Annotated in this window: 17 protein-coding genes; 10 read left to right on the top strand and 7 right to left on the bottom strand. The window is 46.8% G+C overall.

Annotation, left to right across the window (positions count from 1 at the left end):
• Positions 1-379: 379 nt before the first annotated feature.
• From LEPBO_RS42780 to LEPBO_RS0103750, 3 genes are all read left to right on the top strand, one after another.
• A complete protein-coding gene (locus LEPBO_RS42780) occupies positions 380-544 on the top strand; it encodes an NADPH-dependent FMN reductase family protein (RefSeq protein ID WP_017286201.1) in 165 nt (54 codons plus the stop codon).
• A 63-nt stretch (positions 545-607) separates the two neighbouring features.
• Positions 608-1,636: a chlorophyll a/b binding light-harvesting protein gene (locus LEPBO_RS0103755; RefSeq protein WP_017286200.1), complete on the top strand. Its 1,029-nt coding sequence runs from the start codon at positions 608-610 to the stop codon at positions 1,634-1,636.
• Positions 1,637-2,047: 411 nt separating this feature from the next.
• A complete protein-coding gene (locus LEPBO_RS0103750; RefSeq protein ID WP_017286199.1) occupies positions 2,048-2,659 on the top strand; it encodes a Crp/Fnr family transcriptional regulator in 612 nt (203 codons plus the stop codon).
• Between the two features lie 353 nt (positions 2,660-3,012).
• Here the strand turns inward: LEPBO_RS0103750 and LEPBO_RS0103745 are convergent, their stop codons facing one another.
• Both LEPBO_RS0103745 and LEPBO_RS0103740 read right to left on the bottom strand, forming a co-directional pair.
• Positions 3,013-3,414 (bottom strand): ExbD/TolR family protein, encoded by a 402-nt coding sequence (locus tag LEPBO_RS0103745; protein ID WP_017286198.1) that lies wholly within the window; start codon positions 3,412-3,414, stop codon positions 3,013-3,015.
• Between the two features lie 14 nt (positions 3,415-3,428).
• A complete protein-coding gene (locus tag LEPBO_RS0103740) occupies positions 3,429-4,070 on the bottom strand; it encodes a MotA/TolQ/ExbB proton channel family protein (protein ID WP_017286197.1) in 642 nt (213 codons plus the stop codon).
• 276 nt (positions 4,071-4,346) lie between these two features.
• Here LEPBO_RS0103740 and LEPBO_RS41660 point away from each other — a divergent pair, with 276 nt between their 5' ends.
• Positions 4,347-5,825 carry an energy transducer TonB family protein gene (locus LEPBO_RS41660; RefSeq protein ID WP_017286196.1) on the top strand — a complete coding sequence of 493 codons (1,479 nt, stop codon included), beginning with the start codon at positions 4,347-4,349 and terminating at the stop codon, positions 5,823-5,825.
• 21 nt (positions 5,826-5,846) lie between these two features.
• Here the strand turns inward: LEPBO_RS41660 and LEPBO_RS0103730 are convergent, their stop codons facing one another.
• Both LEPBO_RS0103730 and LEPBO_RS0103725 read right to left on the bottom strand, forming a co-directional pair.
• The gene (locus LEPBO_RS0103730) at positions 5,847-7,868 is read right to left on the bottom strand and encodes an iron ABC transporter permease (protein WP_017286195.1); all 2,022 of its coding nucleotides are present in this window, start codon (positions 7,866-7,868) and stop codon (positions 5,847-5,849) included.
• Positions 7,865-8,782 (bottom strand): ABC transporter substrate-binding protein, encoded by a 918-nt coding sequence (locus LEPBO_RS0103725; RefSeq protein ID WP_017286194.1) that lies wholly within the window; start codon positions 8,780-8,782, stop codon positions 7,865-7,867. Before LEPBO_RS0103725 ends, LEPBO_RS0103730 begins: the two co-directional genes overlap by 4 nt.
• Positions 8,783-9,079: 297 nt before the next feature.
• On the opposite strand from LEPBO_RS0103725, the gene LEPBO_RS36065 reads away from it, so the two are divergent.
• Both LEPBO_RS36065 and LEPBO_RS0103715 read left to right on the top strand, forming a co-directional pair.
• Positions 9,080-10,084 carry a helix-turn-helix transcriptional regulator gene (locus LEPBO_RS36065; protein ID WP_051077762.1) on the top strand — a complete coding sequence of 335 codons (1,005 nt, stop codon included), beginning with the start codon at positions 9,080-9,082 and terminating at the stop codon, positions 10,082-10,084.
• A 176-nt stretch (positions 10,085-10,260) separates the two neighbouring features.
• Complete coding sequence (locus LEPBO_RS0103715) at positions 10,261-12,804, top strand: TonB-dependent receptor domain-containing protein (protein ID WP_017286192.1); 2,544 nt, start codon at positions 10,261-10,263, stop codon at positions 12,802-12,804.
• Between the two features lie 102 nt (positions 12,805-12,906).
• Here the strand turns inward: LEPBO_RS0103715 and LEPBO_RS0103710 are convergent, their stop codons facing one another.
• Positions 12,907-13,719 carry an ABC transporter ATP-binding protein gene (locus LEPBO_RS0103710; protein WP_026148399.1) on the bottom strand — a complete coding sequence of 271 codons (813 nt, stop codon included), beginning with the start codon at positions 13,717-13,719 and terminating at the stop codon, positions 12,907-12,909.
• 267 nt (positions 13,720-13,986) lie between these two features.
• Positions 13,987-15,720, bottom strand: a complete 1,734-nt coding sequence (locus tag LEPBO_RS0103705) for an ABC transporter ATP-binding protein (RefSeq protein ID WP_017286190.1) — start codon at positions 15,718-15,720, stop codon at positions 13,987-13,989.
• Between the two features lie 341 nt (positions 15,721-16,061).
• On the opposite strand from LEPBO_RS0103705, the gene LEPBO_RS0103700 reads away from it, so the two are divergent.
• From LEPBO_RS0103700 to LEPBO_RS0103685, 4 genes are all read left to right on the top strand, one after another.
• Positions 16,062-17,033 carry a helix-turn-helix transcriptional regulator gene (locus tag LEPBO_RS0103700; protein WP_017286189.1) on the top strand — a complete coding sequence of 324 codons (972 nt, stop codon included), beginning with the start codon at positions 16,062-16,064 and terminating at the stop codon, positions 17,031-17,033.
• Positions 17,034-17,177: 144 nt separating this feature from the next.
• Positions 17,178-19,739: a TonB-dependent receptor domain-containing protein gene (locus LEPBO_RS0103695; RefSeq protein ID WP_017286188.1), complete on the top strand. Its 2,562-nt coding sequence runs from the start codon at positions 17,178-17,180 to the stop codon at positions 19,737-19,739.
• Entirely contained in the window at positions 19,739-20,752 is a 1,014-nt protein-coding gene (locus LEPBO_RS0103690; protein ID WP_017286187.1) for an iron-siderophore ABC transporter substrate-binding protein, read from the top strand. The genes LEPBO_RS0103695 and LEPBO_RS0103690 overlap by 1 nt, the downstream gene beginning before the upstream one ends.
• Before the next feature lie 56 nt (positions 20,753-20,808).
• Positions 20,809-22,053 (top strand): MFS transporter, encoded by a 1,245-nt coding sequence (locus tag LEPBO_RS0103685; protein WP_017286186.1) that lies wholly within the window; start codon positions 20,809-20,811, stop codon positions 22,051-22,053.
• On the opposite strand, the gene LEPBO_RS0103680 is transcribed toward LEPBO_RS0103685, so the two are convergent.
• Positions 22,034-23,047 (bottom strand): iron-siderophore ABC transporter substrate-binding protein, encoded by a 1,014-nt coding sequence (locus LEPBO_RS0103680; protein ID WP_051077761.1) that lies wholly within the window; start codon positions 23,045-23,047, stop codon positions 22,034-22,036. The two genes, LEPBO_RS0103685 and LEPBO_RS0103680, sit on opposite strands and share 20 nt — an antisense overlap.
• Positions 23,048-23,049: the final 2 nt, after the last annotated feature.

Genomic DNA, 23,049 nt, shown 5'->3' with positions numbered 1-23,049 from the left:
CGATCGTTCATTCGCAATTCGTTATTTGAGGAGAAAAGGCACAGACGCAAATTTCTATTGATTCTGAAACAAGAATCCAACCCAACTGATTTGACCGTAGATGAGCATATTCAGCTCAATCTAATTTCACTTCGGTTGTAGGGTACTCTCCTCCCTCACGCTACAACCGGAGCTTTTTTGTATTTATTCGCTGCTATACTACCCATCTTAATATTATTTAATGATTAACTATTGAGGATTTATCGCAGTAAAAATGCTAAACTCTGTTTTGAACTTATTGAGACTTATAGTCAATAAATCGACATTTTTTGACTCTCCTCAATGAGGTAGATGGAATGACTAGCATCACAGTTCAAAGAAATTTGGCGGCGATTCAGTTGTGGATTTGGATATTTCTAACGCAGGCTATGAGCATAGTCAATCGAAAGCGGTGAGAGGGAATCCGTTCTGCGGACTCGCAATCGATGAAGATAACCCATCCGATCTCACAGACGATCGCGTTCAAGCTTGGGTCACTCAACTGAAAACAGACTTTGGCATTTAGTCGAGTGATCCGTTGTTCATGCTGAAGATCTCAGCACACTCTAACTTAGGAGAAAAATAAATCATGCAAAGTTACGGAAATTCGGAAGTTCAATATGATTGGTGGGCAGGAAATGCCCGGTTTGCCAATCTATCGGGCTTATTCATTGCAGCTCACGTTGCTCAAGCTGCCCTCATTACGTTTTGGGCTGGAGCGTTTACGCTATTTGAAATCTCGCGCTATTCGCCAGAGCTTCCCATGGGTGTACAAGGATTGATCTTACTGCCGCACCTTGCAACTTTGGGGTTAGGAGTCGGTAAAGGGGGACAAATCGTCGATACCTATCCTTACTTTGTTGTGGGTGCAGTTCATTTGATTTCTTCTGCGGTATTGGGAGCAGGAGCATTGTTCCACACCTTCAGAGCGCCGCAAGATCTCAAAAAAGCAACAGGACAAGCACGGAAGTTCCACTTTGAGTGGGAAAAGCCTGAAACCCTCGGATTTATCTTAGGTCATCATCTCTTGTTGTTAGGGATCGGCGCATTGTTGCTCGTTACCAAAGCAATGTTCTTCGGTGGAATCTATGATGCGACGATTCAAGATGTTCGTGTCGTGACTGAGCCAACGCTGAATCCAGCAATCATCTATGGATATCAAACGCATTTTGCTAGTGTAAATAACTTGGAAGATTTGGTCGGAGGACATGTCTATGTTGGATTGCTGCTCATCGGGGGTGGAATCTGGCATATTCTTGTTCCACCATTAAAGTGGGCAAGAAATCTGTTGATCTTTTCGGGTGAGGCGATTCTCTCGTATTCTTTGGGTGGAATTGCGCTCGCTGGATTTGTTGCGGCTTACTTCTGTGCAGTGAATACACTTGCTTATCCGGTTGAGTTCTACGGACCTGCACTCGAAGTTAAGCTCGGAATCACGCCTTACTTTGCGGATACCGTTCAGTTACCCATGGGCGCTCATACTCCCCGCTCTTGGTTGGCAAATGCTCATTTCTTCTTGGCGTTCTTCTTCTTACAAGGGCATCTCTGGCACGCCCTTCGAGCCATGGGCTTCGACTTCAAGCGAATTGAGAAAGCATTGAATTCAGTGCAAGTCTAGACTTTGATTTCTGATGATGGAGGAGGATTGTTCCTCTTCCGTCGATCGCACTTCAGCCATGATTTAGGAAGACCCGATGAACCATAGACCGAAAATTGAGTGGGTGAATGCTAGTCAGGAACACAGCCATCATGAACTATCTCGTTCAACTTTGCCAGGTTTTCTTCTGCTGCTTTTGCATTTTTGCACTGTTAACGGGTTTCCTTTTTAGTCTTAGTTGGGCAGGACAAGACGGAATGAGGCGATTGAGGAGGCTGCATCGAATTCCTTGTAGTCGCTGTGCTTACTTCACCGGAGATTACAACCTGAAATGCACAGTTCGACCCTGTGAAGCTCTGACTGAGGCTGCTATCCAGTGTCGAGATTTTGAACCCTGCTCTGTGAGTCCAGCTATTTCCAGACCTAAGAAACATGCTCTTTACTCTTTCAACCGCTACCGCTAAGACCCATTCTGAAGAACGGTATCTCTCCTTGATCCCTCCCTGTGATGTCACTCAAGCGCGATCGTTTCGGTATCGAGAACACTTGCCCTTTACTCGGGATGGTTTGTGGAGAATTGAATCAGGCTATGTCCGAACGATTACTTGGGATGATGAAGGGACGATCTCTGCTTTAGGGATCTGGGGAACTGGAGAGGTTGTCGGGCATCAGCTCTCGACGATTACTCCTTACCAGATTGAATGTTTGACTCCAGTGCTAGTCAGAGAAATTCCCTTGTCGGATGATTGCACTCACTTGCTTCTCTCTCACCTCCACCAGGTAGAGACCTTGCTGAATGTGACGAGCATCAAGCAGACGATGGTTCGATTGGTCAAGCTTTTAGAATGGTTAGCACAACGATTTGGCAGATTGGATGAGCAGGGATATCTCATTGATATTCCGCTTACCCACCAATGTATTTCCGAGTTAATTGGCGCGACGAGGGTAACTGTGACCCGGTCTTTAAGCGAGTTAAGACGAGCCGGAAAAATTCAGCAACTCTGCCAGCACCGAATTCTTTTACAGAATTTCAGAGCGGTCTGAAATTCATGAAAACAACCCTCAAGTAGATCTGTACGTAAGGTGGTCTGCACAATTAGCGATCGCACAATTGGCGAATCTGCTAATTGTGCAGCAATTGTGTGAAATCCTAGAACGCTAGAAAACTATAACTGCGAGGCTTGCTCTATTTTGCATCTTAGAACTGGTGAGACAAGACAGCATCAGTATGTTTGAATCGACGGACTATCGCCTGATGCTCGTGATTGAATCTGTGATCGCCGTACCTAAAAATTAAGTTTTAACGTCAGTCAATCGAAAACTATTGTCTATATAGAGGATGAGCATACTGACTGTCAAACGACGCAGCGTAGTAGATTCACAATCTGTGATCAAGTTCACTTCTTCTTCGTTGCGATCGCCATTTTTACCCCATCAATTTTGCGAATTTCGTCCATGACTGCCACAAGTTGACCATGCTGCACTTTTTCATCGGCATTGATCACGACCACCGCTTGCTGATTCGCTTGCACCAAAGTTTTTACCCCGACTTGGAGGTCTGAAATCTGAACAGGGCGCTTATTTAACGCAATCTCTCCATCCGGCTGAATGCTGACAGCAATTCTTGTTTGCTGCTGAATCTTAGCGGTTGCTGCTTGGGGAAGATTCACCGGTAAGCCTTCTGATCGGGTTAAAAACAAAGTCGAAACAATGAAAAAAGTGAGCAGTGCAAACACCACATCAATCATCGGCACAATATTGATCTGAGGCGGTTGATCGTTTTCTTCAGGAAATAGCATAAGACTTCATTCAGTTAGGAGACTCGGCGGGTTTCGTAGCGGCGATCGTAGATGAGTTCAAATCGATTGGCGTATTCCTCAATCAGCGCTGTCTGGCGAGTAAAGAACCCGCGAAAGATGCTAACTGCAAACAAGTTAAAGATCGCGACAATCAGTCCTGATGCAGTCGAAACTAGAGCTTCACTGATCCCACCCGTTACGCCTGCGGTTTGGCTTCCGCCAACATTGCCGATGTTCAGCGACGAGAAGGAAACGATTAATCCCGTGACTGTGCCTAGCAATCCAAACAATGGAGATAAGCCCACAATCGTATCGAAGATGTTGGTAAATCGCTTCATTCCTGGCACTTCTGCCTGTGCTTCTGCTTTCATCGCCAAACTAAACTGTTCTGGAGTAGGACGATCAAGCGAGAGTGCCGATAGCAAAATCCGAGCCGCAGGCAGATCAAGGTTCTTTTTCAAAACCGCGATCGCTTCTGCCACATCATTTTCCTGATAGAGCATCAACACGCGCTGCATCATCTTCGGTTGACGTTTGATAATGCGACTCCAATAGCGCGATCGCTCAATGATCAAGCCAATCGCCGTAATGGAAAACAATAGCAAGGGGATCATAACAACCCCGCCTGCTTTCAGAATCTCGATCGCGTTACTCATTCCTAAACTCCAACCTACTCTGATAACTGTTCAAAGGCTTGTGAATGCGAAAAACTGTGCTGAAGCGGCAAAATATTCATAGAGCAGCGTAGAACCAAATGAAACTAATTGTCAAGTATTTTTACCTGCTTGCGGATCTGAAAACCGCCAAATTTTATTTGAAAACAGGCATTCTTAGAGTATGATTTCATTCTTGATCAACCATTGACAGATGTTAGGCGAGCTACTAGCCTGAGATCAGAAAAATCATCTGATGCAATTTATTGTCAATATTTTATGAGCATTGTTCCAGAAATCGCCGAGCAGCGTCAGAAAGAAGCACTAGGACTGAAGCGGTTTTTGCCCTTTAGTTTTACGGGCGCGATCGCATTGCATCTTATCTTGATCCCGTTGTTGGTGATGTTTTGGAAACCAAATTTAGAAGCGACGATTGCAGAACAAGAAATTGAAATCATTGCTGAGGATCAACCTGATGAAGCTCCCCCTGAAACAGATGCTTCTACTGATGTAGAAGCAGGAGGGAGTGGAGGTGGTTCAGAACAGTTCTCACTCTTTAACCCAAATCCTAGTACCCCTCCACCGAATGAAATTGCACAAGTGATCCCCGAACCTGTTCTTGTGCCTGCTCCGACCGTAGAGCCAGAAATTATAGAACCGACTCCCGTTCCTGATCCAACTCCGACTCCTGTACCGAGTCCAACGCCAAGTCCAACGCCAAGCCCAACACCAAGCCCAACACCGACTCCTGTACCCAGTCCAACTCCGACCCCTGCACCCAGTCCGAGTCCAACGCCGAGTTCAACCCCGGCTCCGAGCACCTCTGCAAGCCCTGCATCGAGTCCAACGACCTCACCCACCACACAAGCAAGCAAGCAAACGCCTGGAACTAGCACCGGAATCGGCAATGGAACTGGCAATGGAACTGGCAATGGCACGGGTAACGGGATCGGAAATCGGGGTACGGGTAACGGGATCGGCAATGGCACGGGTAACGGAACTGGCAACAGTACAGGCTCCGGACAGCAAGGTCGCCCGAGTCCTTCACCTCAACCTGTTGCGATTCGCCAAGCTCCGCCGCGTGAAGACTCTGACCCGTCCGCTCGTTCTCGCCGCAATCGTCCAAAGTGCAAAAACAACTGCGGCTTAGATGAATATCTTGGGGCAGAAGGTTCAGCCCGATTTGATTTTGATGTTGATAAAGATGGCAATGTGACCAATGTCCGCTTGAGACAATCGAGCGGGAATGCAGAAGTCGATCGTAAAGCGGAAGAAGCCATTCGTCGGCGCAGATATGAAGCTTCAGAAAGTGGTTTTCAAGGTCAACGCATTCGCGTCACCTCTGAACAAGAAGGCTCCGATTTCCAGCGGCAAAATGCTAGTCGTCGTCGCCAAGAAGAACAAGAGCGCGCAGCACAAGAAGCAGAACGCGCGGCACAAGAACGCTTAGAGCGAGAGCGTATTCAACGCGAAGCCCAACAGCAACAACCCCCTGCTTCTGCAACTGAACCCATCCAACCACCCCCAACGACTTCACCCTCTCCGACTCCTGCTGCTCCATCCCCTGAACCCGCACCTGTAGAGGCTCCACCTGTAGAAGTTCCACCCCCCGAACCCGCTCCCGCAGAAGCCCCGCCTGTAGAGGCTCCACCCCCCGAACCTGTTCCAGAAGCCCCGCCCGTAGAAGCTCCACCCCCCGAACCTGCTCCCGCAGAAGCCCCGCCTGCGCAACCGCCTGCGGAGCCGTCCACACCATAATTGATGAGATAAGTTATGGGACTACTTTGTTCGCTTGACTAGAATCAACCACAAAAAATAAGGTGTTCCAATCATGGCGGTTACTAGCCCTGAAGGAATCTCTCTAGGCGCGATCGCAGTTCTTCCGATTACATCGGCAAGGCTGACTAGAAGTGCGCCTAAAATTGCAACTAAAGGGACAAGTTGACGGTAACGACCTCCAACTAACAGCCGACCTGCATGAGGTGCAATCAATCCCACAAAGCTAATTGTGCCAACTGTGGAAACGGCAACGGCTGACAGAACCACTGCGATCGCAATCATGGCTGCACGAACTCGTTGCAGAGACATTCCTAGAGTTCGAGGCACATCTTCTCCTAGCGCCAAAACATCTAATCGGCGCGCAAACAACCATACGATCGGCAAGAGTAAAACAGGTAAGACGATCAATCGCCACAGTTCATCCCACTGGCGAGCGTAAGTACTCCCTGACAGCCACACGATCGCTTGTGCAACTCGTAATTTTGCTAGGACTATTAGCACGTTGATCCCAGAAGAACAAAATGCAGAAACGGCGACCCCAACAAGTGCTAACCTCGCTGGCAGTACTCCTTTTTTCCAAGATAGTAAGTAGACCAAGCTAAAAGCACTGACAGCCCCAACGATTGCAGCCAATGAAAGACTCTCAGGAGTCGCATTGGGAACGAAAACCAGAACAATCATTGCTCCTAATCCTGCCCCTGATGTTACGCCAACGATTTCAGGCCCGGCTAACGGATTTCGCACGACTCCTTGAAGCAGCAATCCACTTACCGCTAATGTTGCACCTGCAACCATCGCAACTAACAATCGAGGTAACCGAAGATTTAGAATCACAGTTTGAGATAAGGCAGTGCCTTGACCGGATACCAGATCGATGAGTTGATCAACACCGATCGTGCGATTGCCGAGTAGGAGTCCTGCGATCGCAATAATGAACAGTAGCCCCATCAAACCCGATAGCAACACCGGATAGGAGAATCGACGGGAAGAAGTTTGCTGCTGAGTAGAGATAGAAGGCGTATCACCTCCTAATTGTTTTGACGTAGAAGCTAGCCAAATGAGGAAAGGAGCACCGATGAGCGCGGTAATACTTCCGGTTGGGAGATCGTTCAAGTTGGTGGTCAAACTTTGAGCAATAATGTCCGATCCGACTAACATAATTGCGCCCCATAATGCCGCACCGAGCAGTAATAATTTGTGTTTTCGACATCCCATGAGTTTGACCATATGTGGAGCAACAAGCCCCACGAAGCCAATCGGGCCGGATATACTGACGACGATCGCGGCTAAGAATACAGCTAGCAAGGTACTGAAGATACGGGTGAGTTGGACTGTGTTACCGAGCGATCGGGCGACTTCTTCCCCAAGAGACAACACATCTAAGGATCTTGCCATTCCCAGTAATAAAATTGCGGCAATTGTGACTCTAGGAGCAGCATACTGAACTTTACTCCAGTCAATTTGAACTAAAGAACCCGCTCCCCAGAAGAATAAATCACTGGTTTCATTTTCGTAGATGAGTTGTAGAGTAGCAGTGAAGGCGGACAATGCGAGAGAGACTGCTACTCCTGCAAGTGTTAGGCGGATGGGAGTGGCTCTGACTGCTCCTGCGATCGCATAAGCTAAAATTGCGGCAAATAATCCCCCAGCTAAAGCGATCAGTGTGGGTGAGATTGAAAATAATCCAGGTGAAAAGATGACAGCCAGCGTAACAGCAAGATAAGCACCTGCATTAATTCCGAGAGTCGCAGGTGAAGCTAAAGGATTACGAGTCATCGTTTGTAAAACAGTGCCTGCCATTCCCAAAGCGGCTCCTGCAAGAATGCCAAGTGTGGCGCGAGGCAACCGAAGATAGCGAACAATGTTGTGTTCGGGCGTATCATTGGGTGAAAAAATAGCCTCGATCACGGTAGCAAGATCTAAGTTTGCTTGTCCTTGGGTGATGTGAACCATGAATAGCACCAGCAACAGCATGGTTCCTAAACCAAAGACCTTAAGAGGTGAAACGATTTGAATCTTCATTTTTCAGTGAGTGTAGCAGTCACTTTTTCAACCAATAATTGAGCGCTTTTAGGGCCGCCAAACACCCAAGTTTCTGCGCCAATAGGGTACAACCGTTGCTCTTGGACAAACTTTAATCCTTTCCAGACTGGATTCTCCCGTAATTGCTTGAGGTGAGTGTTATTCTCTCCAGCAATGTAGAGAAAGCTTGCTTGCTCAATTTTGGGGAATGCTTCAATTCCGACAGTATTGAACCCGAAGCGATCGAGTTGTCCTTTCCACGCATTTTTTAATCCAATCTGGTTGAGGATTTGTACTGCCATTGCATCATCTGTGAATAGCCGAATCTGGGGAGTGGCTTCGTTGAACTGCCCTAGAATAAAAGAGCGCGTGTTTTGCTTTGAAGAACGCAGACGATCGCTGGCTGCCTGAAAAGTATCTTGCATTTGACGTAACACCGTTTCACCAGCTTCCCGCCGATCGACTCGTTGTGCGATCGCTCTAAACGTCTGTTGCATCTCATCAAACTGGGACAGAGTATTAGAGTCTGGATAAGGGTTAAAAAGCTGCGTTGGCGCGATCGCGGATAAAGCATCGTAGATCGTCTCATGCCGGAGTTGAGTGCCGATGATCAGATCGGGTTGGAGTTGAGCGATCGCTTCTAAACTCGGTTCTTGACGAGTACCCACATCTACCACGGATTCTGCTAGCTTTGGTTCTATATCTACAAAGGTTTTGTAGCCTCGAATGTCTGCGACTCCGATCGGTTGAATTCCTAATGCCAAGAGATTTTCGACATACACCCATTCGAGCGCGACAATACGGCTTGCAGTTGTTGAGATGTTGGAGCGAGATTGATTTTGGCGTGTACAAGAAGCTACGGCGGCAGAAGCTAGCGCTGTAACAAGAAACTGCCGCCTACTAAACTGAGACATGGACTTCTCCCTGAATGCTAGTCAAACTACTCTGCTACGTGATGGATTAAACACGTCATTCCTCTCTTTTCTTGAGAATTAATGTGATCTATTCTGATCTCACTCTAAATCACTCACTTCGTTAGTTTAACGAGCAAAAATGGCATAAAAACAATCTTGGAACATGTAATAATCGGCTGAGACTTCATAATTATTGAGAATTAATATGAATAGTATCTCAAAACAAGCTAAAATCTTCGAGAGACTAAACAACCAAATTTGTTGAAGTTCCTACCGTCTAAGTTTCTATCAAAGTTTGTGGCGATCAAAATGGACATCGTGACGCAAGGCGAATTCAATGATCTGTGGCAAGCTGCACTAGAAGCAGATCAAGTTTGGACGTGGCAAGGTCACGAAGGACTGCGCCAATTACCGCAAGCATTGGGGCAAGGGCAAAGACGATTAACGGTTTTCCGAGAAGGATTTCAGCTTTGGTTAGATAACGTGATCTACGATCGACCCATTCATCTAGATTATGTGTATCAACTTCCTCAACTCACGCTAACGTTTTATCTATCCGGTGATTTTCGGATTGTGAATCCTGGTTTAGCGAAAGAGGAAGATCGCTCTGAAGAGAATGGAGAAAGCTGTATCTGCTATCTTCCTGATGTTCGATCGATCGAATATTATCCAGCCCAACAACCGCTACAACGCCTAACATTGAGTGTCGGTCTTGAATTTTTACGATCGTACGCTCTCGATCAAACATTTCCCCTCCTGATTCGGCGACTCTTAGACGGACAGCCGATTGACCCCTTTCACCAAACCTTTGGGATCGCGGCTCGTACCATTCAGCCCATTATTCAGCAGATTTTGTCTTGTTCCTATCAAGGTGCATTGCGGCAGATGTTTTTAGAAAGTAAATCTCTGGAACTGCTAACCTTACAGCTTGCACGTTGGGCAAAAGATGAACAACAACCCATACCATCAACAGCCTGGAAATCTCAGGATTTGGAAAAGCTTGAGCGGGCAAAAGAGATTCTACAATGCTCGATCGAATATCCTCCTTCACTGGTCGATTTAGCGCAACAGGTTGGATTAAATGACTGCAAACTCAAACAGGGCTTTCGTCAGCTCTTCGGAACGACAGTGTTTGGCTATCTGAGAGCTTGCCAGATGGAACGAGCCAAACAATTGTTGAGAGAAAGTGATCTTTATATTACGGACATTGCTGCCAAGGTTGGTTACAGCAGCTTACCTGCTTTCAGTAACGCATTCTACAGACAAGTTGGAATGAGTCCACACAAATTCCGACGCAGTTGAATCGCAGTTTATTTAATCGAGATTCAATCACTATTTATTGCAAATATTGCTCCGTTTTGATTAAGTCAGCTCCCGATTGCGTAAGACTTTTTCTATCGACTTTGATAAGCTAACTTTTAGCTCACTATTAGAACTAAATCCTAATAAGAGCGCACTAAAGTTTTGTGTGAGGCGGTATGAATCGGGCGTTGTGGTACTCTAGTTTTCCGCTGTTTTGGTTAGTGTTTCAGTCAACTGCGATCGCAGAATCTCCAGTGAAACGGCTTCAAGAATTTGAGCAGGTTTCTCGATCGGCAACACTACTATCGCAGTCTTCTGAAGAACTCCAAACCGATAGGATTCAGATTACAGATGTACGATTCGTGCCCACTGCAACCGGGGTTGATGTTGTTCTGGAGGCTGTAAAACCCCTAGCCCAACCTGTGTTAACAACAAGCGATCGGACTCTCATTGCTGAGTTTGAGAATGCAGTTTTAGCACTTCCTCAAGGTCAAACCTATCAGGTAGACGCTCCAGCAGAAGGCATTCAGCGAGTCACTGTTCAATCGATCGCCCCGAATCGGGTACAAGTAAGCATCACGAGCACAAACGAGACTCCGACCGCAACAATCCGAGCAAGCCAAGCTGGAATTACACTGGCGATCGTCGCACCAACCGAAACAGCAGAAGACGAAGAAGAAGTTGTCGTGACAGCCACTCGAACTCAGGAAACCCGTCGCGATGTTCCCCAATCGATTACAACGATCGATCGGAATCAACTTCAGCAACAGTTTGCAGTCTCTCGTGATGTTTCTGATGCGTTGAGCAAACTCGTTCCGGGACTTGCGCCACCCAACGAGCGAAACAATATTTTTGGGCAAACGTTACGAGGACGGAACGTTACTGTTTTAATTGATGGGATTCCTCAAGCAACGACCCCTAATGTTTTTCGGGATTTGCAAACGATCGATCCGAGTATCATCGAACGGATCGAAGTGCTGCGCGGTGCAACGGCTCTTTATGGAGATGGTGCAACCGGAGGTGTGATCAATCTCATTACTCGCACTCCTGCCCAGAATCGGCTCACAGCTACGACCGAAATTGGAGTCAATACATCGCTGACGGGATCAGAAAATGCTTGGGGTCAAACCGTGCAGCAAACCTTCTCCGGAACAGAAGGGAATGTTGGCTATGTGCTCAGTGCTGGAATCGCTAACATTGGTAGCTTTCTTGATGCCAATGGCGATCGTATTGCACTCGATCCGACTGGACAAGGAGGACTATCCGATGCAGATTCGATCAATTTATTTGGCAAGTTCGTTTACACGCCAGACCAAAATCAACGCTTAGTGCTGTCAGCCAGTCGTTTTGAATATCAACAAGATCCCGCATTTACAAGTGATCCGATCGTCGCTCGCCTAGCAGGTCGTCAACGAGCGCGAGTTCTAGAGGGGCTTAATCTTGAAGATGAACCCGGAACTAAAAACTCGATTTTCAATTTGGAATACACTCATCAAAATGTTTTGGGGAGTCGAGTACGTGGACAAATCTACTATCGGGATGTTCTAGCGCGCTTCTTTCCCTTCGATGCTCGCAACACTGCAAGCTTAGGGCGTTTGATTTTTCAGTCAAGAGTTGAATCTCAACGATTCGGAACTCGTTTTGATGTTGAAACTCCACTCACAGCAAACAAAGCCGTAAACTTACTCTGGGGGCTGGATTTTAGTCATGAAAATTCTCGGCAGCCTGTATCGTTTTTTGATCCCGCCACCTTCGACAATAGCAATGGCTTAGCATTTCGGAAGTTAGGCGATCGCACTTGGACACCACCAATTACAACGAATAGCTTAGGATTATTCGGACAACTCGAAGCGCGACTCAACGATCGTCTCCTTGTGCGGGGAGGAATCAGACATGAACGGGCTGCGGTGAGTGTCGATGACTTTGCAACGATTGCAAATAATTCGGTCACAGGCGGCAAGGTGAACTATGATGAAACCTTATTTAATCTGGGTACCGTTTATCGAATTACGCCAGAACTCAGTGCATTTGCTAGTTTTTCTCAAGGCTTCTCACTTGCCGACATTGGACGAGTTTTAAGAGCCGCACCCAACAATTTCCAGTTCGAGCGAGTGCGACCTGAACCCCAAAAAGTGAATAACTATGAAATTGGTCTGCGTGGAGAATGGAGCAACGTTCAAGCCTCGATTTCGGGCTTCTATAGTACCTCAAACCTAGGGACTACATTCGCTGCCAGTTTTGTTGACATCATCCGTGCTCCTGAACAAATTTATGGCGTAGAAGCAACCTTAGATGTGCAGCCCAGCCGAAACTGGAATCTAGGACTAACTGCAAGTTTAGCAGAAGGTCGGATTGATGCGAACAATGATGGGGATTACGAAAACTTCCTAGATGGTTTTCGCATTCCACCTTTGAAGCTCACAGCTTATGTAGAAAATGAAACGCTTCCAGGCTGGCGCAATCGTTTACAACTGCTGTACTCTGGTACTCGCAACCAGTTCAACAATAGTAATGCGTTTGGTCGTCAGGCAGTCAACGATTACATCACTGTAGATTTTGTCAGTCAGATCAAAGTCGGAAGCGGCACTCTACAGGTTGCGATCGAGAACCTATTGAATGCAGATTACTTCCCAGTCGTTTCTCAATTGCAAACGAACGATACCCAATACTTAGCAGGGCGCGGGCGATCGCTCAGTGTGCGCTATGGTTTCACCTGGTAGCAAATTTTGATGCTAGAACGATTGAGTCATTGAACGCTCAGTCGTTCTAGCGACGAAGTGATGCAGGATTATTACGAAAAACATGTGCGATCGCGCTAGAGCTTACGATCGCGCAATATTTTTTGCTTTCTGGCTAATTGGAACACACATGGGCGTTCCTGCGATCGGATCGCTAAAGATCTGGCAGTCTAAATCAAATACCGCCCGTACAATCTCTGCGGTCATCACAGATTCAGGATCTCCGGCTGCAAAAATTCGCCCTGCTTGAACTGCGACGAGGTAATCTGCATACCGACAAGCTTGATTGAGATCATGAAGTACCATCACGATCGTTCTTCCTTCCCGCTGATTTAGGTCATACAGCAAATCTAAAATTTCAATCTGATGGGCTAAGTCTAAAAATGTTGTTGGCTCATCTAGCAGCAAAATCTCAGTATCTTGCGCGAGTGCCATTGCAATCCAAGCCCGTTGGCGTTGTCCACCGGAAAGCGTATCTAATGCACGATCGGCAAATTGGGTTAAATCCGTAATCTCTAATGCACGCTGAACAATCTTTTCATCCTGAGGAGACCACTGTTGCAGCCAATTTTGATACGGATAGCGTCCTTGAGCCACCAGATCTTTGACCGTGAGTCCTTCAGGAGCAACCGGATTTTGCGGCAGTAATCCTAGCTGTTGCGCGACTTCTTTTGTAGGTCGTTGAAAAATTGACTTGCTATCTAAGTACACTGCCCCGCTCACAGGCTTCAACAACCTGGCTAATCCACGTAGAAGCGTGGATTTACCACATCCGTTTGCGCCAATTAAAGCGGTGATCTTGCCAGTAGGAATCGCAAGAGTTAAATCCTGGACAATCACTGTTCCGTCATAAGCAAGAGAAAGATCGCGAGCTATCAGTGTCGCAGGATTTGACATGAGAAAAATTGTCATTAAATTGAACTAAGTCTGATTTAATCAGAATTTTGCTCTTTTGTGAACCCGGTCAATCAGGCAAGTGCTCGGAGCGCCTGATTATAATTTTACCCCTGTATACTTGCCATTAATTCTTAGCTATGGCAGCGCGCATGTGTCGAGTTATCACAAAAGCTCAAGAATAGAGCCTGTCCTGTTTGACATAGATATATTGTTTGATGTGGGTTGTAAGAGTCTGCGGCAAATTCATCGACTTCATGCTGAATCGTTCTAATTCGCGCTCATCCTCAGCAAGCGAGCAAATCGTGAGTGCGCTTGCTGGGTTAACGTTTCGCGATCGCCATATTCGACAATTTTTCCTTGTTCCAGCATCAAAATCTGATCTACGCGTTGGAGTGTGGGTAAGCGATGCGCAATAATGATTCCTGTCCGATGTTCAAGCAGTCGATCCATTGCTCCTTCAATCATTTTTTCAGTCTGCGGATCTAGCCGAGAAGACGCTTCATCTAGAATTACGAGACTAGGATTCTTCAGAAAAACACGCACTAATGCAAGTAACTGCGCCTGTCCTGCGGATAGACCTGTGCTATCTGCTCCCAATTGAGTGTTTAGCCCATCCGGCAGCGATCGTAACCATGGTGTTAATCCTAATAATTCAAGCGTTTCTAAAATGTAGGCATCTGAGATTTGATCATTGAAAAAAGTAAGATTATCCCGTACACTCGCTTGAAAGATCTGCACATCTTGTGTTACTAATCCGACTCGCGATCGCAGGTCTGAAAGTGAGAGATCAGCGATCACACAATCTCCCAAACGAATCTCACCGGATTGAATGTCATATAGTCTTAGCAGCAACCGAGCGATCGTACTTTTACCGCTGCCTGTATGCCCTAATATTCCAAGGATTTTCCCGGCTGGAAGGTGAAATGATAGATTGTGCAATGTCCAATTCTCAGACTCATATCGAAAGTAGACTTGCTTAAAAGAAATCGCACAAGCACCGGAACTTAAAACAGCCTGCCCACAATGTTTTAACACTGCCTCTATGTTGAGCAACTGATGAATCCGCTGAATACTTGCTTCAACCTGTTGGAGTTGCTCAAGTTCTTCTCGAATTCGTTCGATTGGCTTTGCGAGAAGGTTTGTATAGTGAAAAATGAGATAAGCTGTTCCGATCGTAATCGCATTTCTCGACCAAAGATAAGCAGAGAGAAATAGCGCGATCGCATTGCCAATCGTAAATAATCCCACGCTGGTAAACCATAGGACTGTGCTAGCAAATCTCGCTTTTTGATAAACCGGAAGCCAGCGTTGCAGCAGTTCATAAAAGCGAAACATCACATAATTCACAGCCCCATTTGCGCGAATGTCTTCTCGTCCAGCAATGTGTTCTCCAATCGTGCCATAGTACTCAGCACTAATTTGGCGATACTCTGCCCAGGGCGCGATCGCGATTGATCTTTGTGCCAATAGCGCAATCAGAGCCACGATCGCAAAAGCCGTCAAGCTCATTCCTGCTAGCTGATTCTCAAAACACAAAACAATGAGAATTCCAAACAGAAGTAGACTGTTACCGAGTACATGAATTACTAGCTCAGAAAAGAATTTAGAAAGTAGATTCACATCCCCATCAATTCTTTCAAGCATTTCTCCGGGCGTGTGTGCTTTGTGAAAAGATAGATCCAATCGCAGACAATGTTCTGCTAAATCCACTCGAAGTGCATTTGTTGCCGTCCATGCGACAATTTCGCTGAGAAAGGTTGCCGCGATCTCAGTGCCTTGCGTGAGAAGCGCGATCGCAATAAACGCGATCGTTGCAGTCAGTAAAGCTTGCTGCGATCCGCCTTGCACAGCAGTATCAATAAAGTAACCCAGAATTTGAGGATTGATGATTTGGAGTGCAATACTGGTGAGCAGTGCGATCGCTAATCCCAAAACGCGCTTCCATTGAGGCGTGAGATAGTCAGCGAGCAGGAGTTTGTATTGTTGAAGAGCATTCTGCATCGTCGCACTAACGGAACAGCCAAAAAGAACACAGCATAGTCTACCGTGTTGAGATCGCGACAGAAAGATGATTTTGACTGCTAACGGGAGTTTTTTGGCTCCTAAACGGATTTTCTAAACCAGATTTAGGAGAACTACCTTATACGAGTTATGCATTGAGTATGATCGCACTTGGGCTTTGTGTCTATTTCTCCCTCAGATTTTTTCGACTGCAATCGCCGCTACTTTGCAGTCTTTTTCCGACAAACTATTTGACAATAATTTGCATTTAACTCTACACTAACCTATACAAATTCTGCTGACTGTTTCAAACCTACAGACGTTCACTGCGGTTTAGATTCATGCCTCTGCTCATTTCTGCTGATGATGTACCTCTCATTAGTCCAACGACCCGCGAATTAAGCCTTGACAATCCTGAATGTGGCAGGGTTTACCGATGGGATAGTAATTTATGCGAAGGACTCAATCTGTTAGTAGATGACTATCAACTGGTCGAGGATTTGGTTGTAGAGTATTCCGCCAGCGATCGCAGTGCTGAACCGGAGTTGGAATTGAGCTTTTGCTTACTGGGAATGAATCGAAATGAAGGAATTCGGGCTGGACAAAATTTTTTGAGTATCTCCTGGGATGTCTTTGATGGCAGCATGATGCGGTGGAAAGGGGGCGATCGCATTCTCAAGTTTGACCTGCATTTTAGTTTGACATTCTTGCAGCGTTTGGTAGAAGAAGACTTTGGCTTGCTGCCGATCGATTTAGTCCAAGTCTTGCAAGAACCGAGCGATCGCGAGTTTTGGCAGATGGGGAAGACGACTCCTGAAATGCAGACGACACTGCGGCAAATTCTGGATTGTCCGTATCAGGGCGTAACGCGCAAAATGTATTTGGAAGCCAAAGCGATCGAACTGATTGCAATGCGTCTCGCAACACTAGGTGAGCCATTGAAGCCGATCCCCCAAGCTCCCCTCAAATCAGACGAGATTGACCGAATCTATTGGGCAAGAGATATTCTGCTAGAACAACTGAGTGATCCTCCTTCGCTGCTGGAGTTAGCTCGTCAAGTTGGGCTGAATGACTATAAATTGAAGTCTGGATTCCGGAGTTGTTTTGGTACGACGGTCTTGGGCTATTTGCAAGCGGAGCGGATGAAATTAGCGCGATCGCTGTTGATTGATTCTGCGATGCGGGTGAAGGATGTCGCAGAGGTTCTGGGATATTGCAAAGCAAGTCAGTTTTCAGACGTGTTCAAACGGCATTTTGGCAGCACTCCCAAAGTGTATCAGCAGCAGTGTGGAGTCGTCAGCCTAGCTCGCTGATCCGGATTTGGGTCGAAAATAATCCGAATTTGGGAGTTTTTTGCTTTCGGCATAAACTCCTACTTCGGTATGTTATTGAGAGTGATTCCTGCTAAAACGAGTTCAGGTGCAGCAGCGATCTGACATGTTCTTATGGTGTGAGTTATGAAGTTACAGTTATTGGCGATCGCTGGGTGGAGTGTTGTTTCAATCTTGGCAACACCTCAGTTTGTTCGTGCATCCGAGAAAATCGATCCGAATCCACGTCAACCTGCACAAAGTGTGATGGAGTGGATGGCTCAAATTGAAGCGGCGACGGTGCAGGTGAATGCGGTAAAACTAGAGCGCAGTGAGAATGAACTTGATATTATCCTCGAAACCGTAGAGGGAGAGCCGCTTCAAATCGGTGCGATTCGTGCAGAGCGCGATCGCTTAATTGCTGAAATTCCGAATGCAATCTTGGCATTACCAGAAGGACAGAGCTTTCAAGCAGAAAACCCAACAGCAGATATTGCCTTGGTTCAGGTTATCCAAGAGAGTAATCAAATTCGAGTGTTCGTCATCGGTAAGAATGCTCTGCCTCAAACGCTCGTTACTTTGAGAACAGGACAGCAGAGCTATGCCCTGAACGAAGAAGAAGAATCCGAAGAAGAAGAAGTGGTCGTGACCGCCACTCGGACAGAGGAAGGGGTGCAGAATGTTCCGCGATCGGTCACAGTGGTCACTCGTGAACAAATTCAGGCACAGTCTAACGTCAATCGAGATTTGACTTCGATTCTTGGCACCTTAGTTCCAGGCTTAGGGGCAAGCTCCGAAGCTCAGCAAAGCTTTACGCAAACGCTGCGAGGTCGCCCGCCGCTCGTTTTGATTGATGGTGTGCCGATTAGCTCGAACATTGATAACGATACTTCCGTTGCGAACCTCCGCCGGATTGACATTGCCTCAATCGATCGAGTAGAAGTTGTGCGCGGACCTAGCGCAATCTATGGAGATGGCGCAGCCGGTGGTGTAATCAACATTATTACTCGACGCGCGGGTCAGAATCAGATTGTCTCGACTGCGGAAATTGGAGTGCGTTCTGTCGGCAATCTGCGATCGGGGAGTTTTGGCAACCTGCTTCAGTACGGATTTTCTGGACAACAGGGTAATGTCGATTTTGCAGCTTCGATTACTCGCGATAGTTTTGGGACACCATTTGATGCAGAAGGCGATCGCCCACCAATCTTTGCAGACTCCGAAGCGAATAGTACTTCGGTGAATCTATTCGGAAAATTAGGAGTTCAGCTCGATCCACAACAGCGATTCCAGATTACGGCGAACTACTTCAACGATGCACAAAGCCAGAATGGAGACTACGATCTAACTGTAGGCGCGATCCCTGGGATTCAGAAAGCACGGTTTTTGGATAGACCCGTTGAATTTATTGATAGCAGCGATCCGTTTAATCGGGGAACCCTCTTTCAATTTGACTATCGCCACGATCGAGTGCTGAATAGTAAATTGCAGGCGCAAGTCTACTATCGAGAAACCAAAACCGCAGCCTCTCTGTTTGATAACCGCGTCTTTGATGTAGATAGTCCATTAGTACTTGGGCGATCGGTGGTCACATCAGAGCGATTTGGCGGACGATTGCAGCTAGAAACGCCCTTAGCTTCTAATCTGAGTCTGCTTTGGGGTGCAGACTACTCTAGCGAAGATAGCGAAGGAAATTACGATGTCTTTGATGTCGATGAGTTTGATAGCAGTGGCGGGAGAAGAGCGCGGAGAATTGGCTCAGCGATTCGGATTGCCCCCTTTACAATTAAGAATTTGGGATTCTTTTCTCAACTTCAATGGGATGTGAGCGAAAAGCTTTCTCTCAGCGGTGGCGTGCGCTACGACAACTTTAATGTTTCTGTCGTCGATAATTGGATTGATGGCGAAACTGGGTTTGCAGCCCAAGGTGGAGACAAGACACTCAGCGATGTTGTGTTTAATGCAGGGATTGTCTATAAGCTCACTCCGCAAGTGAGTTTATTTACGAACTTTGCTCAAGGGTTTTCTCTTCCAAATCTGTCCCGAATTTTACAGCAACCCGCAGCAGGGTTTAATTTTGCTGAAGATGTAACGTTATCTGCACCGCAAAAAGTCGATAGCTATGAACTAGGAATTCGCGGTCGGTGGAGGAATGTTCAAGCCTCTCTGGCTGGATTTTATAGCTATTCGAGTTTAGGGACGACCGTCGAATTTACAGATATTGGTGATGAGTTTCGAGTGATTCGTTCTCCTCAGCGCAACTATGGGGTAGAACTCGCGGTGGATTGGCAGCCTAGCGATCGCTGGAAACTGGGCGGCACGTTGACCTGGAGCGAAGGAGAACGCGAAGATCCAGAAACACAGGAATTCCTCGCCATTACAGGATACGAAGTCTCGCCGCTAAAGCTCTCTGCTTATCTTGAGAATGAAACTTTACCCGGCTGGAACAATCGACTTCAGGCAGTCTATATCGGTCGCCGTAACCGCGCCTTTAATGCAGGCATTGATCCAGTTGGGATCGAGAGCTATCTAGTCGTTGATCTGATCAGCAGCCTCAAATTAGGCAATGGAACGCTGAGTTTGGGGGTGAAAAACCTCCTCAACAATCAATATCTCAATATTGGAAATCAACTCAGTGCAGGGTTTGATGATTCTTTTGGGGCTGCTTCTAGAGGACGAGTGTATACGCTAACCTATCGCTGGAGTTGGTAATGCGTCATATTCTGCGATCGCTAGGGTTGTTTTTTCTGGTCGCAATCCTGATTGCCTGCCAGCCTCGTATTGTTCAAAATACACCGCAGTCAGTAATTTCAGCCGATTGTCGTAACGTCGAACATGAGGGTGGTCGGACTCGAATCTGTGGTAAACCTCAGAAGGTCGCCATTCTTGAACCCAAATTACTGAGTATGGCATTGGCACTCGGCGTTCAGCCTGTTGCTTATGCTGATTACTATCTTGTGCGATCGCCCCGGTTCGATAATCCGAGCCAGCAAATCCCCTATGCGGGTCAATTTGTGACCAGTCAACCGATCAACCTAGGCAATCGCGATACGCCTTCTCTAGAACTTCTGAAGTTACTCAAACCGGACTTGATTTTGGATGTCAGTTGGCGGAAAAATCCATTGCTGTCAACGATCGCGCCAACCATTTCGATCGACATCGAAAAGACTTGGCAAAGTAATCTCAAAATCGTCGCTCAAGCGCTCGATCGCGAGAAAAACGTTGAAGCTGTTTTAACTTCCCATCAGCAAGCCCTCGATCGAGTCCGAACTCAATTGTCTTCATTGGTTGAAACTCATCCCAAGGTTTTGAGTGTGATCACCAGTCCGACGATGGATCACATCAGTCTGGATTACGAAGGTAACGCGATCCAGTTGCTACAAGAAATCGGCTTTCGACCTGTGGCTCCCTCCACGATTGATCCCTCATCGGCAGAACGGAGCCAAATTGATTTAGAAACCCTCGCTCAAATTGATGCGGATATCATTTTTGTCAATAGTTGGCTACCTTGGGATGGTCGATCGACCTATAACGTCTCTTTCCAAAATCTCCAGCGCAGGTGGGCAAATCAACCTCTACTCCACGCTTCGCAAGCCTGGAAAGAAAAGCGCATTTACTTCGTAGACTATTACCTCTGGATTGGTACAACAATGCCACCCATCGCTAACTTTCTGATTTTGGAACAACTGCCATCTCTTTTGCTCACCCCGAATCCAAGTCTATGAATTAACGCTCTTTTTCTTCTGCAAAGCCGACAATTTGATTCACTAACGACTTCTCTGTGCGTACTTTTATTATTCTCTGGTTGGGTCAACTTGTCTCAACGATCGGGACTTACATGACCGGATTTGCTCTCGAACTGTGGACTTGGGAACTCACTGGTTCTGCAACTCCTCTCGCTTTGATGGGCTTCTTTTTCCAAGCTCCTCGCATTCTGATTAACTTGGTTTCTGGCGTAATTGTCGATCGCTTTAATCGGAAACACCTCATGCTGCTCGGAGATACGATCGCTGTTCTCTCTAGCATGTTTCTACTTTTACTATCGCTCACTCACACGTTGCAACTGTGGCATTTATATTTCACAACAGTGATCGTGAGTATTTTCAGCCAACTACAAGAACTTTCGTACTCTGCATCCATTAGCTTACTTGTGCCAGTGCAGCAGTATGCTCGCGTCAGTAGTATGGGTTCCGCATTACACTATGGTTCCTTGATTATTGCACCCGCGATCGCAGCTAGTCTTTATCCAATCATCGGCATAAATGGCATTTTAGGAATAGATTGCTTCACGTTTTTGATTGCGATCGCAACCCTACTGCCGCGCCGAATTCCCCAACCCGAGCAAGCTGAGACTCCGGTTGATCTTTGGCAGGATCTGAGTGTGGGCTTTCGGCTTCTCTTGAGTCATTCTCCTTTAAGGAATTTACTACTGCTGACGTTGCCGTTTGGATTTGTGCATGACTTAGGGGAAAATCTCTATACACCAATGGTGCTAGCGAGAACAAGCGGGAGTGCAGCAGTTTTAGGACAAATTGGGATTTCAGCAGGAATTGGCGGAGTTACAGGTGCGATCGCAGTCACACTTTGGGGGGGCTTCCGGCAACCGATACGAGGCGTTCTCGTTTCGATGCTAGGCGCAGGATTGAGCAAAATGACCGTCGGGCTAGGGCGATCGGCACAGGTTTGGCTCCCGGCTCAGTTCTGCTCGTCTAGTAACTTTCCACTGATGGAAAGTTCCGAAACAGCGATTTGGATGACCAATGTGAAACCAGGAGAGCAAGGTAGAGTGTTTGCTGCAAATTCATTGTTAGGGCAGTGTTTATCCGCGATCGCGGCACTGATTGCAGGACCACTCGGCGATCAGATTGTCGAACCTGCAATGACTTCTTCAACAGGTCTAGTTCGGTGGATGTTTGGTTCTAGCCCTGGATCAGGATTTGCCTTGATTTACACAAGTTGTTCACTAAGTATGATTGCGATCGCACTTTACGGCTTGCACACCCAGTTCAAGGAAGAAGATACTTGAACAGATCGTCGATCACCGCATTTGCCGCTAAAGGACCGCTGCCAATCCAGTAATCTAGAACCTCATAGACCTTTCCCTGCTGTACGGCATGCAGCTTTGACCAGAGCGGATCAGACAACAGGCGCTGGCGGGTTTTACCAATTTTAGAATCAGTCGGGTCAACAATCACAAAAATTGCATCTCCATCGGCTGCATCGAATTGTTCGTTAGAAATTCCGTATTGGATGGGACTGATCCCGCCTTTACGCTGTGTTGCTTCTGTATCAATATCCTGTGAGGCAGGACGAGCGAGGGCTGCGTCTTTGAGAATGCTGCCATTAAAGCCTGAAGTCGTATAGACCGTAATCATTTCAGGATAGAGGTAGACGATCGAGACTTTAGGCGGTTGCGCGTGATCGCCCATTTTCGCTTTGAATTCTGCTAAACGCTGATAGTAGGTCGCCATGACTTGTTCAGCTTGCTGCGATCGCCCCAACGTTCTAGCAACGAAGGTGAACATATCTTTCCACTCACCGCTATGGTTGAATTTGGTTAATACTGTTGGTGCAATGTAAGAAGCTTGGCGGTAAATGGAAGATTGGTAATCATACCCCAGAATTAAATCAGGTTTCAACGCCAAAATCTTTTCTAGATTCGGTTCACCATTGCTTCCTACACTGAGAATTGAGCCTGCTTGTCGTTTGAGCTGAGGGGATGTTAAATCAACATCTACAGTAGCAATCGGTTGAATCCCTAACGCGATCGCACTCTCCAAACTCAGCGAACCGAGCGTAATCACTCGCTGAGGATGGAGCGGGACACAGGTTTCCCCTGCACTATGTTGGATTAGACGGCACTCTGATGCAGGTTGAGAAGCCGCCAAGGAGCCGCGAGCCTGTGACTGTATCGCAAAGCGATCGGAATTGCAAGCTACAGCTAATACGCTTATAACTAACCCCAAGCATAAGTAAAAGATACAGTTACCCTGAGGAAAATGCTTCGCAACGCGGTTCATCC

Source organism: Leptolyngbya boryana PCC 6306, from assembly GCF_000353285.1.
GTDB lineage: Bacteria > Cyanobacteriota > Cyanobacteriia > Leptolyngbyales > Leptolyngbyaceae > Leptolyngbya > Leptolyngbya boryana.
Note: the sequence above shows the minus strand (reverse complement) of the source record. Positions and strands in the feature narration are given on the sequence as shown.